Raw genomic sequence first — 13,037 nt, 5'->3', positions numbered from 1 at the left:
GCCTGGTTGATCAAATCAGGAGGCAATTTTCCCAGATTGCACTTCAAATGGCCTCACCACTTCGTATACTTTGTATGGCTCATTTTTCGATGCATTCGGTATGGCACGCAGCTCAAATGGCGTTCCTGCTGGAGATAGGAAACGGCCAGAGTCTCCACCATAACGGTCGAGGCGGATCCCCGGCTTGAGATTTTCAAGCTTCGGGAGGTCTACAAAACCATTGCTTTTTGGCCAGACCAAAGCGCCATTGGTATCTGCCCATTTACTACCATCTTTATAGAACTGATTGGCAATTTTAGCTTCAGCCTCGACACCAAGTCTGCTACCCGGTGCGAGGCCAATTATCCCCTTTAATCCTTTGCTTGCGCCAGGGCCGACTATGGCGAATATGCCAATTACACTTTCTGCCAAATTCAGCGTTGGCTGTACATTAGATGTCCAACTCTGCTGGTTTTGGTAGTTGCTTAGCTGTACCTCCAACTCCATTATGCTGGTCTGGACATCACGACGACAGTTGGCCGTACAAGTTGGATCTGTCAGTAGTTGCTTCAGACCGTCACGAATCTGCTCGGCACGAACCGGTATCATGACCCCCAGCTCGTTACTCATCAATTCCGTTACCAGTTCCCGACGCTGCTGCTTGTCCAACGCCGCATAACGTTCTTCAATGGCCTTCCGTTGTTCTGGGGTGGCCGCTCGGGCTAATTCTGCCTGCTTGTTCTTGATTTGTTGCTGGCTCAGGAAGTTGTTCTCCACCTCATTCTTCGCCGTCTGCCCTGCCGTCACCGCACCCGCACTATTGCCCGCCACTAGCGCTCCCGCCAGGGTGCCGGTCAACGTCGTCAGTGCCGAGACCGTTTGCTTCTCGCTCTCGGTCAGCTGATCAACACTCTTGTCGGGATAGAACTGTGCCAGCAGCAGACTGGCTGCCAGCGGGGCTGCCACCTTTCGCTTCGGCCAGCGCGGCGCCCAGTACGGCGATGCGCCATCGCGTTGGCGCCGGTGTTGACCTGGCCATTGCTGTCGGTGGTGAGATTCTTGATCATGCCGGCCAGATAGGGGGCGGCCACGCCGCTCAGGGCGGCCTCCAGGTTGCCGCCTGCCAGCCCTTGTAGCGCGGCGATCGCGGCCTGCGCGACCTTCTGGAAGTCGCTGCCGATGCCCCACTTGGCCTGGTACGCCTTCTCCAGTACGTTGGCCTGTTCACGCAGGCGTTGTGCACCGGCGGTGTCGCCGGCGGCCTCGGCGCGAGCCGCCTCCGCGCCCTTCAGCTGCGCGGGCATCGCCATCTGCGTGATCACGACCTGGGTAGCCTGGGCGCCGATCTCGCTCAGTAGCTGGGCCACCTGCAGGCGGTCCAGCTCTTTCTTTCTGCTTGTTGAAGATGGGGGAGAGGCCGTTGGCGGCGTGCTCGGCATCGCGGCTGGGGGTGGCGACATCCTGATCTTGCCGGTCGTTACCGCGAATCTCGATGGCACCGTCGCTGATGGCGGCGAAGGTGGTCGACCGGGCGCTGTCGCTGGTGCCCTGTCCGCCCAGCAGCGGTGCTGACCGCCACGCCTATTCGGCAAGCGGTGGCGTGAGGTAAGAATTGTATTCGAATATTGTATGGCAATTAGCTAAATTTGACTTCCTAGGATTTTGTCAAATATGAAGGCGTCCTCTTTGTTGATTTCAATATTGATCCATATTAAGAAGCTATTGGAATCAAACCCAAATTCAATATTATTAGATGTGTAAACAAAATTGGTTTCTTTTTCTTTTGAAAATTCAATTATAATGCTGCTTTTTTTTATGAAAACATCAAATTCGCAAAGTTCATCTTTATACGTTTCTTTGAGCCATTCGGAAATTTGAAAAATAGGGAAGCCTTGGATTGTCTTTTTTTCGATCGTGTTTTTGACTTGTTTTTGATCTATACCTCCAGGTAAAATTAATGCAATTGAACAAATGCTACCACTTTTTTCATTTATCCCAATTTCTATAAGTTTATTTTCGAAATTCCCAGTCCTCCAATAGATTGGCGTTGATGTTTCTTCGCTAGGAAATGAGATGTGAAAAGGCAGGTAACCCTCATTTTTAATAAGAATTGAACAAGGTGCCTTGTAAGAAATTGTTTTTATCATAACTATCTCCTTTTATAAACGGCATGGTACAAAACGGGGAGTTGCCCGACGGTTTTTGGAGGAGAAAAAACTAACTCCCACCCATCTACTTCAATTAGTTGGCGATATTTTATGCCATTGATCTGTGTTTGTTCAATGGCATTTTTCAGGCTATTGAGTTGCACTTGGCTGGACAGCTTAACCGCCTGAGGAGTGAAGTCTTTCGCTTTTGAGGCAGCATACTCTGCAATGTGTTTGGTTGCATTTGAGTCAATCCAAATTGACTACCCACCGTCAAGAGCAAGTTCAAAATTCTTCGGGATCACTGAGCCTGGGTAAACTGGGCCTGCAGAAGTAATTGATGTCCAGATGGTGCCGCTGGAAGACGACTGATTAATTATCGCATTTGCTTCAACGAGGTTACTCCGTAGAGAGCAAGTCAATAATAGTGATACTATTTAACGGTACATATACCAAATTGAGGCTTGGCAAGATGACCTTGCCAAGCCTCAATTTTGGTTGCTTCGGTATACCAACCCCTATCTAGACAACGGGCTGTCCCTTCGATTGCTGCAGCTCACGGCCGCGCTGGCCGCGGCGGCTGGCTTACTGGCGTTCCCAGGTCTGGGTGCGGCCCAGCAGCGCCATGCCGATGAAGCCGCGCACTTCCAGCTTCTTGCCGGCCTCGGCCAGCTTGGCCTTGGCGCTGTACACCTTGCCGGATTTCGGATCGAGGATCTTGCCGCCCTCCCAGCCGTCGCCGCCTTTTTTCAGGCCGGTGAGGATGGTCATGCCGACCACCGGCTTGCCCTTCAGCGGGCCGTCGCACTTGTCGCAGACCGCGTCCGGATTGGCAAACAGCTTCACGATGCGGCCGGACAGCTCGCCGCCGGCGGTTTCGCTGATCTCCACCAGCGCCTTGGCCTGCTTGGTCTCGTCGTCGATGGTTTTCCAGGTGCCGCCGGCACCGGCGGCCAGTGCCGCCTGGCTGGCCAACAGCAAGGCGGTGACGGTAGCAAGCTGGGTTAGTGTCTTCATGGTGCGTATCTCCCTCGTGTTGTCCGGCGCCGGCACCCCTCATGCCTTTTCAAACACCGGTTTGGTGTCACGACTCTAACCTTGATACGCAAATCGTTCAATCACTTGTATGAATTTCAGACGGTCGCAGCCGGTGCTAGGTCGCCATGCCGCTTTGCAGCCAGTCGGCCCAGTCCGGCCGGCCGTTGTCTGCCGCCCGTTGCGCGGCCTGCTGCCAATCGTAGGCAATCCGCAACAGTTGTACCTGCCAGCCCGTCGCCACCCGCTCGGCAATGGCGTAGCTGGCATGCGGCGCGCCGGTCTGCACGCGGTGATAGCCGCCGTCGCTATCGTCGTAGGCCGGCAGGCCCACACTACCGGGGTTCAGCACCAGCGGGCCGTCCGGCAGCTGCAGCAGGCGCGGCATGTGGCTGTGGCCGCACAACACCAGCGTGGCGCTGGTCTGCCCCAGCCGCTGCGCCACGGTGGCCCGGCTGGCCGGCACCAGGTTGGCCGCAACGATATCGTCCAGCAGGTACTGCAGGTCGCTGTGCGGGCTGCCGTGGGTGAGCTGCACGTCGCCCAGCCGCAGCGCACCCGGCAAGGACGCCAGCCAGACGCGCTGCAGCGGCGAGGTCTGGTCAAAGGCGTACTGGTCGGACGGGCCGCCGGGCTTGCTCTGACAGGCCAGCAACTGGCGTTCGTGGTTGCCGGCGATGGTCGGCAGATTCAGGCCCATCAGCAGGTCAGCGGTTTCCGCCGGCCACAGCGGGCCGGACAGGATGTCTCGCCCAGGTTCACCGCGTGGCTGACTCCGCGGCCGTGCATGTCGGCCAGCACCGCCTGCAAAGCCGGCAGGTTGCCGTGGATGTCGGAAATGACGGCAAAACGATCGGGCAGCATGGTGAAATCCCTTAATGACAAAGCGGCCGGCTGGCCGCTTGTCGATAGTGGCAAGCCACCACACTCAGGGCAAGCGGAACGTGCCCTCGCCCAGCTGCTGCACCTTGCCGCCGACCTGCACCGTGCCGGCGGCGTCGACATCCAGATACAGCACATTCGGCCGCTGGATGACCTCGCCCTGCTCGATGCGCCACGACAGCGGCGCCAGGCCGTTCAGCGCACACCAGCCGCCGAGGTTGGCGCAGGCGCTGCCGGTGCCCGGGTCCTCGATGACAGCCCCCTGCTGCTCGAAAAACAGCCGCACGGTGGCGACATTGTTTGTCACGTGCCACAGGTAGGCGATGCTGCGCCCGGGGTGCAGCGTGGCGTGGCGCACGAACAGCTCGTGCACCGGCCGCGCCGCCAGTACCGCCTCGCGGCTGGCGAGGCGGATCAGCAGTTGCTCGCTGCCGGCATTGACCCACATCGGCGCGGCGGCGATGTCGGCGGCGGCAAGGCCCAGCATCGCGGCGGCGTCCGCCGGCGCAAGGTTGGCCGCACGCTGCGTGGCCGGCACCGCGGTGAGGCGGAACACGCCGTCCTGCCAGTGGATCGGGATCAGCCCGGCGCGGGTGCGCAACGTAAAGCGCTCGCCCAGCCCGTGCTGAGCGTGCAGTACCGCGGCGCTGCCGATGGTGGGATGGCCGGCAAACGGCAGTTCATAACTGGGGGTGAAGATGCGCAGGCTGGCGGCCGCCCCGGCATCGTCCGGCAGCAGGAACACCGTTTCCGACAGGTTGAACTGGCGCGCGATCAGCTGCATGTCGTCATCCGACAGACCGCTGGCATCGGTAAACACCGCCAGCGGATTGCCGCCGAAACGGCTTTCGGCAAACACGTTGACGATCTGGTAGGCATAACTGCGGCTCATGGTGGCTCCTGTAAATGACTGCTGCCGGCAAGGTTGGCCGCAGCGTCGGGGCGCGGCATCGTGCCCGGCAAAGCGCCCATTAGGCCACAGCCCGCGGCACGGACAGAAGGCCGCCAGCGGAAACAGCCTGTTCCGCCGGCCGCGACAATGCCGCCGCATCCTGGATACTGGATTTTTTCTACAGGGGAAAATTTGTTACACTGCGCACCGCAACACCGATGTGCCTGTTTTTCATGGCATTTCGCAACGCCCCGAGGTGACGGGCTCCACCCCGCCGCCGCAGCTTGGCCGCAAGCACTCACCGCATGACAAAAAGAATCTGCCATCGTGCCGGCTGTCGTCCCCATAGCAACTCAACACATCTTGATTTAGGGAATTTATGCAGCAGAATCCTTCGATTATCAGCAGGATCATGAATGGCAGCATCGTGCTGCAGATCCTGATCGGCATGCTGGCCGGTATTGCGGTGGCCAGCTTCTCCCCCGACACCGCCCAGTCGCTGACCTTCCTCGGCAGCCTGTTCGTCAAAGGCCTGAAAGCCGTGGCGCCGGTACTGGTATTCGTGCTGGTAGCCAGCGCCATCGCCAGCAAGAAGCAGGGCGTGCAGACCAATATGCGCCCGGTGCTCACCCTGTACCTGCTGGGCACCTTCCTGGCAGCCGTCACCGGCGTCGTGGCCAGCTTTGTCTTCCCGACCACGCTGAAACTGGTGGCCGCCGCCGGCAGCACCACCCCGCCTAGCGGCATCGGCCAGGTACTGAACAACCTGGTGTTCCAGATCGTGGACAACCCGATCAACGCCATCGCGACCGGTAACTACATCGGCATCCTGACCTGGGCCGTGGCACTGGGCATGGCACTGCACCATGCCAGCGACAGCACCAAAACCCTGCTGAACGAGCTGGCCGACGGCGTATCGCGCATCGTCGGCGTGATCATCCGCTTTGCCCCGGTCGGCGTGTTCGGCCTGGTGGCTGAAGCTGTGGCCACTACCGGTCTGTCGTCGCTACTGGGCTACAGCCAGCTGCTGCTGGTACTGGTCGGCGCCATGCTGTTCATCGCGCTGGTGGTGAACCCGCTGATCGTCGCCCTGACCCTGCGCCGCAACCCGTACCCGCTGGTCTTCACCTGCCTGCGTGAAAGCGGCGTCACCGCCTTCTTCACCCGCAGCTCGGCGGCCAACATCCCGGTCAACATGAACCTGTGCAAGAAGCTGGGGCTGAATGAAGACACCTACTCGGTGTCGATCCCGCTGGGCGCCACCATCAACATGGCCGGTGCCGCCATCACCATCTCGGTGCTGAGCCTGGCCGCGGTGCACACCCTGGGCATCACCGTGGACGTGCCGACCGCGCTGCTGCTGTCGATTCTGTCCACCGTTGCCGCCTGCGGTGCCTCCGGCGTGGCCGGTGGCTCGCTGCTGCTGATCCCGATGGCGTGCAGCCTGTTCGGCATCAGCAACGATGTCGCGATGCAGGTGGTCGCCGTCGGCTTCATCATCGGCGTGGTGCAGGATTCGGCGGAAACCGCGCTGAACAGCTCCACCGACGTGCTGTTCACCGCCGCCGCCTGCATCGCAGCCGGTGACGTGGAACAGCCGGCACCGCAACTGGCGACCAATCGCGCCTGATCGCGCTGCCGTCCAGCAAAAAGGCCCCGCATGGGGCCTTTTTTATTGCGGCCAACCTTGGTCCGGCCTCAGCGCGGCAGCGGCCGCTCCAGCAGCAACAGCCGTAGAGCCAGCCCCAGCAGCACCGCCGCCAGTGCCCAGCGCTGCCAGCATGCCGCGCGCGGATGGCGCTGCAGCAAACGCCCCAGCTGGCCGCTGCAGCTGCCCAGCGCGCTGTTGAACAGCAGCGCCACCAGTGACAGCACCATGCCCAGCAGCGTCAGCTGCAACACGATGTCACCACGACCGGCATCGACAAACTGCGGTAGGAACACCATGAAGAACAGCAGTGCCTTGGGATTGAGCAGGCTGCCCAGCAACGCCATGCGGAACACCCGTCCCAGCGGCACCCGCTCGTGCGTGCCGAGGCGGACGACGCCGGGCTGACGCCATGCCTGCCACGCCAGCCACAGCAGGTACAGCGCGCCGAGATAGCGCAGCAGGTCGAACATCGGCGCCCACGCCGCCAGCAGCGCGGTGACACCGCTGGCGGTGAGCAGCGTCAGCACCAGATCGGCGGCGGCAATGCCCAGCGCTGCGGCCAGCCCGCCCCTCGGCCCCAGCGCCATGCCGTGCGACAGCACGAAGGCCATGTTCGGCCCCGGCGACAACATCAATACCAGCACCGCCAGCAGAAACAGCGATAACGTCGACCCCGCCACCATGACCCGCCCTCCTCTTCGTCATTGATCACCGCTTCCACGCTAGCGCAACGCCGGCGATGGCAACAGGCCGGTTTGGCAAAAAGAGAATTCTGCGCCATGGTGCCGGATAAGGCTTGCGGCCAACCTTGCGCTCAGCCGCGGGCCGCCAGCTGCGCCACCTGCTCCAGCCAGCGCGCCGGCTGCGTGCTGTTGCTGCCGCGTACCGGTGCCAGCGCGGTGATGCGTACCGGCGCAAAGCCGCAAAAGCCGAGGATGGTGTGTTTCAGCTGCCGGAACAGCGGCTGGCCGTACACCCAGCGGTAGTACCAGCCGGGCGTGTCCATGGTGACGATCACCTCGGCGCGGCGACCGCGCAGCAGCTTGTCCCACCACACCGAATCCTGGCGGTAGCGGTAAGCCCAGCCGGACAGGAACACGCGGTCGAACATGCCCTTCAGCAGCGCCGGCATGCCGCCCCACCACAGCGGCAACACCAGCACCAGCTGCTGCGCGTCGGCAATCGCCTGCTGCAGCCGTTGCAGGTCCGGCTCCAGCGGCTGCGGCTGGCGGTAGCCGTGGCGCAGCACCGGGTCGAACTGCAGGTCGCCGAGACAGAACAGGCTGACCTCGCGCCCGGCCTCGCGCGCGCTCTCCACATAACGGTGCGCCAGCGCCCCGCACAGGCTGTCGGCATCGGGATGCCCCAGTATCACCACCCATCGTTCTGACATGATCACTCCCCTTTCATGCCAGTACGATAAACCCTGCCCCACAGGGCAGAGTCAAGCCGCGGGACACGCCACGCCGGACTGCAGACAGTGCTCGATCTCGGCCAGCACCGTCGCCAGCCTGGCACGCTGTGCCGCCAGCCGCGCCTGCTCCGCGGCGACCTCGGCATCGCGTGCGCGTACCCGCTGCGCCACGGCCGGCCAGTCGATGCTGCCAACGGCGGTGCGCAGGCCCCGCAACTGCGCCAGCGACAGCCCCACTGCCTGCGCCTGGCGGATCAGCTGCACGAAGGCGACATCCTGCGCCGTGTAGCAGCGGTAGGCGCCGCGGCGGGCGATCGGCCCCAGCAGGCCGATGGCCTCGTAGTGGCGGATCGCCTTGGCGCTGGCGCCGCTGTGACGCATCACATCGCCGATCTTCATGCCGTTTCTCCTTGTCTAGCCAGCCTGCATGGCCGCCATGAAAAAAGCGGCCCGCAGGCCGCTTGTACTGATACCACGCTGCGCGTGATTACTCGCCCAGTACCATCACCGCGTCGGCTTCCACCTGCACGCCCTTCGGCAGGCTGGCAACGCCGATGGCGGCACGCGCCGGGAACGGCTGGCTCATGTACTGCGCCATGATCTCGTTGAAGGTGCCGAAGTTGGACAGGTCAGTGAGGAAGGCATTCAGCTTCACGATCTGGTCCAGCGAGCCGCCGGCGGCTTCGCACACCGCTTTCAGGTTCTTGAACATCTGGTGGGTTTCCGCAGCAAAGCCGCCTTCCACCACCGTCATCGTCACCGGATCCAGTGGGATCTGGCCGGACAGGTACACGGTGTTGCCGGCCTTGACCGCTTGCGAGTAGGCGCCGATTGCCGCCGGGGCCTTGTCGGTGTGGATGATTTCCTTGGCCATCAATTTTCTCCTTCGTCGTGCAGGAACAGGGTTAACAGATCGTTGAGGAAGCGCTGGCCCTTCAACGTTGGCCGCAGATGGGTGAGATCCTGTTCGATCAGCCCCTCCGCCTGCGCTTGCCGCAATTGCGATTGGATACAGGATACCGGCAAACCGGTGCGTTCGCTAAACAGTCTGGTTTCGAAGCCACCGGTCAGGCGCAGGGTGTTCATCATGAACTCGAACGGCAGTTCCTTGCGGCCAACCTTGTGGCTGCTTTGCAGCGGCTTGCCGTCCGCCACCGCCTGCAGATAGGCCGCCGGCTGCTTGTAGCGCATCTCGCGCACCACGCCCTCGTGCGAGCTGATCTTGCCGTGCGCGCCGGCGCCGATGCCGACGTAGTCGCCGAACTGCCAGTAGTTGACGTTGTGGCGGGCAAAGCGGCCGGGCTTGCCGAAGGCGGAGGTCTCGTAGTGCACGTAACCGGCGCCTTCCAGCCGCGCCTCGATCGCCTCCTGCATGTCGGCGGAAATGTCGTCGTCCGGCAGGTTGGCCGGCAGCTGCACCGCAAACAGCGTGTTCGGCTCGATGGTGAGGTGGTAGGCGGAAATGTGCGTGACGCCAAAGGCGATGGCGGTGTCGATGTCGGCCAGCGCCTCGGCCAGCGTCTGGTTCGGCAGCGCGTACATCAGGTCGAGGTTCACATTATCGAAGTGCGTCAGCGCGATCTCCACCGCGCGCCGCGCCTCGTCACCGTCATGGATGCGCCCCAGCGCCTTGAGCTGCCGCGGATCGAAACTCTGGATGCCGATCGACAGCCGGTTGATGCCGGCGGCACGATAGCCCTTGAAGCGCTCGCTTTCGAAGGTGCCGGGGTTGGCCTCCATGGTGATTTCGGCATCCGGGTGGATGCGCGCACGCGCGCGCAAGCCGGCCAGCAGCGCGTCCATCGCCTCCGGCGAGAACAGGCTGGGGGTGCCGCCGCCCATGAAGATGGTGGTGATCGGCCGTCCCCAGATCGCCGGCAGGCTGTACTCGAAGTCGCGCAGCAGCGCCTCGACATAGGCCATCTCGTCGAAGCCTTCGCCGACGCGGCTGCGGCCAACGTTGTCGGCGGCCTGGATGGCGATGGCGCCCGGCACCGGCTTGAACTCGTGCGAGTTGAAGTCGCAGTACGGGCACTTCTTCACGCACCACGGGAAGTGGATGTAGAGCGACAGCGGCGGCAATTCTTTTAAGCCGCCCTTCAGCGCCGACAGATCGATCACGCTCATGCCAGTTGCGCCTGCAGTTTCGCCAACAGCGCCTGCATCGCCTGGCCGCGGTGGCTGATGCCGTTCTTCACCCCGGCCGGCAGATCGGCGACGGTACAGCCGTGGCTTGGCAGCCAGAAGTGCGGGTCGTAGCCGAAGCCGCCGTTACCGGACGGGGTATCCACCACCTCGCCGTACCAGGCACCATCGACCACCAGCGGTTGCGGATCGTCGGCGTGGCGCACCAGCACCAGCACGCAGTAGTAGTAGGCGCGGCGGTTGGCCTTGCCCTGCAGCTTTTCTACCAGCTTGGCGTTGTTGCGCTCGTCCGATTTCGGCTCGCCGGCAAAGCGCGCCGACTGCACCCCGGGCTTGCCGCCCAGCGCTTCGACGCAGATGCCGGAATCGTCGGCCAGCGCCGGCAGCCCGGTCATGTGGCTGGCGTGGCGCGCCTTTTCCAGCGCGTTTTCGAGGAAGGTGTAGTGCGGCTCCGCGCACTCCGGCACGTTGAGGCGGCCCTGCGGAATCACCTCGATGCCCAGTGGCGCCAGCAGGGCGGCGAATTCTTTCAGCTTGCCGGCGTTGTTGCTGGCCAGCACCAGTTTTTCGATCATGCTTTGCTCCGACGGCGGGTAGCGCGGCCAAGCTTGCAGCCGCCGGCGCTACGCACCAGAAAACCAAAAAGCCCGGCGAACCGGGCGTGGGGGTATCTGACGTATCTTAACAAGGAATGCGGACAGTTCAACCCTGCGTCGCCAGCAGCGCGCGGATGAACAGGCTCTCGTCGGCGCCGTGCAGCTCCTTGCTATCGGACAGCATGCGCCGCCATTGCCGCGCGCCCTTCTGCCCCTGGAACAGCCCCAGCACGTGGCGCGCGATGTGACGCACATTGCTGCCGTCCTGCAGCCGCGCCGCGACATAGGGCAGCAGCGCCTCCACCACCTTGCCGCGCGACAGCGGGCGGCTGTCGTCGCCGTAGAACAGCGCGTCCCACTCTGCCATCAGGTAGGGATTGTGATAGGCCTCGCGGCCCACCATCACGCCATCGACGTGCTGCAGGTGAGCGGCGATTTCCTCGTTGCTCTTGATGCCGCCATTGATCAGGATCTCCAGATCCGGCCGCTCCTGCTTCAGGCGATACACGTACTCGTACTTCAGCGGCGGAATCTCGCGGTTTTCCTTGGGCGACAAGCCTTTGAGGATGGCGTTGCGCGCGTGCACGATGAAGGTGTGACAGCCGGCGTCGGCGACCACGTCGACAAAGGCGCGCATCGCGTCGTAGCTGTCGATGTCGTTGATGCCGATGCGGTGCTTGACGGTGATGTCGATGTCGACCGCGTCGCGCATCGCCTTCACGCAATCGGCCACCAGCTGCGGCTCGGCCATCAGGCAGGCACCGAAGGCACCCTTCTGCACCCGCTCCGACGGACAGCCGACGTTGAGGTTGACCTCGTCGTAGCCCCACTCTGCGGCCAACCTGGCGCACTGTGCCAGCTCCTGCGGCTCGGAGCCGCCCAGCTGCAGCGCGATCGGGTGCTCGGCGTCGTGGTAGCGCAGATGGCGCGGCACATCGCCGTGCAACAGCGCCCCGGTGGTCACCATCTCGGTGTACAGCCAGGTGTTCTTGGTAATCAGGCGCGCAAAATAGCGGTAGTGGCGATCGGTCCAGTCCAGCATCGGGGCCACGGACAGGCGGCGCGGGGGTAAGGCGGAGGGTGCTACGGTCATCGAAACTGGCGACAGGCTGCGCTAAGCATTTGAAAAGAAGGTGGATTATCCGCATGTCCCCTGCTGCGGTCAACCACGTTGGCCGCAGCAGGGGTCAAGCAGATCGCCGCAACGACTCAATCCTGGCGCACGTCCAGCAGCTCCTGCAGCTGGCGTAGGGTGGAGTCATCCTTCACCACGTGCTGCAGCCACTCCTCCAGGCTCATTTCCGCCCAGCGTGCCGCGCGCTCGGCCAGCAGCGATACCGGGCTGTGCGGCTCGTTGTGGCGGAAGTAGCGCGCCACCTCGGTGAGCATCTGTACCGCCTGCTGGCGGTTGGCGATGCTGCCGTCAAAGACGATGGCCGGCGCGGCAAGCGGTGGCGGGGTCATGGTGGCGGGGAACGGACTCACGGGCTTCTTCTCCTCGGTTACGGTGGCCGCGGGCGGCGTGCTGCCGGTCTGGCCACCACCCAGCTGCTGGCGGTAACGCAGCACCAGGTCCTGGCAGGCATAAATGGCATTGCGCAGCTCGGCCAGGCTGGGTGCCTGCTCGCCAAAGCGCAGCTCGATGCCGGCATCCAGTGCCTCGTAGGCCTGCAGCACCGCCACCAGCTGCTCCATGCATTGCTGGAACCAGGCGGCCCCCGACTGCTGCGCGGCCTTGTCGAAGGTCTCACCGGCCAGCTTGCCTTCGGCGATGGCCGCTTCGCGCGCTTCCGGGTTCTTCAGTCCCAGGTTGTCCACCTCGCGCGACTGCTGCCATTGCAACCAGCTGTAGCCACCGAATTCGGGACGGATCAGCGGCAGCTCGCGCACGCCCTGCCCCAGCTGCAGGTTCAACCACTCCAGTTTGCCGACGCGCTCGTCCAGATCGTGCGGGTCCAGCTCCGGAAAGCCGCTGTCCCAGTACTGCTGCAGCCAGCCGTCCAGTGCCGCCAGCGCCAGCTGCAGGCCGGCCAGCCCGGCCACCTTGACCTGCGCTTCGGCATACCACACCAGCAGTTGCAAATCCTTGCTGTAGGAGACGAGGGCCTCTTCGCACAATTTGACCACTTTTGGCCATTCGGCCTGCTTGAGGGTCTGTTCCCACTCGCCTTGCGCCAGAGTCGGGTCGTCGCTGCGACGGGCCTCGCGTATCTGGTCAAACAGTGCCGAGTAGGCCATATCCTCGCCAGCAGGGTGCGCCCCGGCGATCGGAGCCAGTAGTTGTTCTGGTGTCATG

16 protein-coding genes are annotated in these 13,037 nt (G+C 62.9%); 1 reads left to right on the top strand and 15 read right to left on the bottom strand.

Translation table 11 applies throughout. From position 1 onward, the window contains the following. Positions 1-15: 15 nt before the first annotated feature. The 7 genes from ACG97_RS17250 to ACG97_RS08440 all read right to left on the bottom strand — a co-directional run bounded on the left by ACG97_RS17250 (position 16) and on the right by ACG97_RS08440 (position 4,935). A complete protein-coding gene (locus ACG97_RS17250; protein WP_156167999.1) occupies positions 16-945 on the bottom strand; it encodes a glycohydrolase toxin TNT-related protein in 930 nt (309 codons plus the stop codon). Beyond that, positions 876-1,346, bottom strand: coding sequence for a hypothetical protein (locus tag ACG97_RS17590; protein ID WP_047966917.1), 471 nt, complete (start codon positions 1,344-1,346; stop codon positions 876-878). The genes ACG97_RS17250 and ACG97_RS17590 overlap by 70 nt, the downstream gene beginning before the upstream one ends. Before the next feature lie 273 nt (positions 1,347-1,619). Beyond that, positions 1,620-2,126: a hypothetical protein gene (locus tag ACG97_RS17585; protein WP_156167998.1), complete on the bottom strand. Its 507-nt coding sequence runs from the start codon at positions 2,124-2,126 to the stop codon at positions 1,620-1,622. A 585-nt stretch (positions 2,127-2,711) separates the two neighbouring features. Beyond that, positions 2,712-3,143, bottom strand: a complete 432-nt coding sequence (locus ACG97_RS08450; protein ID WP_047966916.1) for a DUF2147 domain-containing protein — start codon at positions 3,141-3,143, stop codon at positions 2,712-2,714. A gap of 136 nt (positions 3,144-3,279) precedes the next feature. Next, positions 3,280-3,861: a metallophosphoesterase gene (locus ACG97_RS08445; protein WP_238377298.1), complete on the bottom strand. Its 582-nt coding sequence runs from the start codon at positions 3,859-3,861 to the stop codon at positions 3,280-3,282. Further along, positions 3,861-4,025, bottom strand: a complete 165-nt coding sequence (locus ACG97_RS18050) for a metallophosphoesterase (protein WP_238377297.1) — start codon at positions 4,023-4,025, stop codon at positions 3,861-3,863. The genes ACG97_RS08445 and ACG97_RS18050 overlap by 1 nt, the downstream gene beginning before the upstream one ends. A 64-nt stretch (positions 4,026-4,089) precedes the next feature. Then, a complete protein-coding gene (locus ACG97_RS08440; protein ID WP_047966915.1) occupies positions 4,090-4,935 on the bottom strand; it encodes a PhzF family phenazine biosynthesis protein in 846 nt (281 codons plus the stop codon). Positions 4,936-5,314: 379 nt separating this feature from the next. On the opposite strand from ACG97_RS08440, the gene sstT reads away from it, so the two are divergent. Continuing rightward, entirely contained in the window at positions 5,315-6,565 is a 1,251-nt protein-coding gene (gene sstT / locus ACG97_RS08435) for a serine/threonine transporter SstT (protein ID WP_047966914.1), read from the top strand. 68 nt (positions 6,566-6,633) lie between these two features. Here the strand turns inward: sstT and ACG97_RS08430 are convergent, their stop codons facing one another. The 8 genes from ACG97_RS08430 to tssA all read right to left on the bottom strand — a co-directional run bounded on the left by ACG97_RS08430 (position 6,634) and on the right by tssA (position 13,036). Next, positions 6,634-7,269 (bottom strand): LysE family translocator, encoded by a 636-nt coding sequence (locus ACG97_RS08430; RefSeq protein ID WP_047966913.1) that lies wholly within the window; start codon positions 7,267-7,269, stop codon positions 6,634-6,636. A 131-nt stretch (positions 7,270-7,400) separates the two neighbouring features. After that, positions 7,401-7,979 (bottom strand): NAD(P)H-dependent oxidoreductase, encoded by a 579-nt coding sequence (locus ACG97_RS08425; RefSeq protein WP_047966993.1) that lies wholly within the window; start codon positions 7,977-7,979, stop codon positions 7,401-7,403. Between the two features lie 51 nt (positions 7,980-8,030). Further along, entirely contained in the window at positions 8,031-8,399 is a 369-nt protein-coding gene (locus ACG97_RS08420; RefSeq protein ID WP_047966912.1) for a MerR family transcriptional regulator, read from the bottom strand. A gap of 88 nt (positions 8,400-8,487) precedes the next feature. Next, positions 8,488-8,874: a RidA family protein gene (locus tag ACG97_RS08415; protein ID WP_047966911.1), complete on the bottom strand. Its 387-nt coding sequence runs from the start codon at positions 8,872-8,874 to the stop codon at positions 8,488-8,490. Further along, positions 8,874-10,127: a radical SAM family heme chaperone HemW gene (hemW, locus tag ACG97_RS08410; RefSeq protein ID WP_047966910.1), complete on the bottom strand. Its 1,254-nt coding sequence runs from the start codon at positions 10,125-10,127 to the stop codon at positions 8,874-8,876. Before hemW ends, ACG97_RS08415 begins: the two co-directional genes overlap by 1 nt. Beyond that, the gene (gene rdgB, locus ACG97_RS08405) at positions 10,124-10,720 is read right to left on the bottom strand and encodes an RdgB/HAM1 family non-canonical purine NTP pyrophosphatase (protein ID WP_047966909.1); all 597 of its coding nucleotides are present in this window, start codon (positions 10,718-10,720) and stop codon (positions 10,124-10,126) included. The genes hemW and rdgB overlap by 4 nt, the downstream gene beginning before the upstream one ends. 127 nt (positions 10,721-10,847) lie before the next feature. Beyond that, entirely contained in the window at positions 10,848-11,834 is a 987-nt protein-coding gene (gene dusA / locus ACG97_RS08400; protein WP_047966908.1) for a tRNA dihydrouridine(20/20a) synthase DusA, read from the bottom strand. Positions 11,835-11,950: 116 nt separating this feature from the next. Next, positions 11,951-13,036 (bottom strand): type VI secretion system protein TssA, encoded by a 1,086-nt coding sequence (gene tssA / locus ACG97_RS08395; protein WP_047966907.1) that lies wholly within the window; start codon positions 13,034-13,036, stop codon positions 11,951-11,953. Position 13,037 lies beyond the last annotated feature (1 nt).

Source organism: Vogesella sp. EB, from assembly GCF_001037925.1.
GTDB classification, from domain to species: Bacteria; Pseudomonadota; Gammaproteobacteria; order Burkholderiales; family Chromobacteriaceae; genus Vogesella; species Vogesella indigofera.
This window is presented reverse-complemented; position numbering and strand designations above follow the sequence as displayed.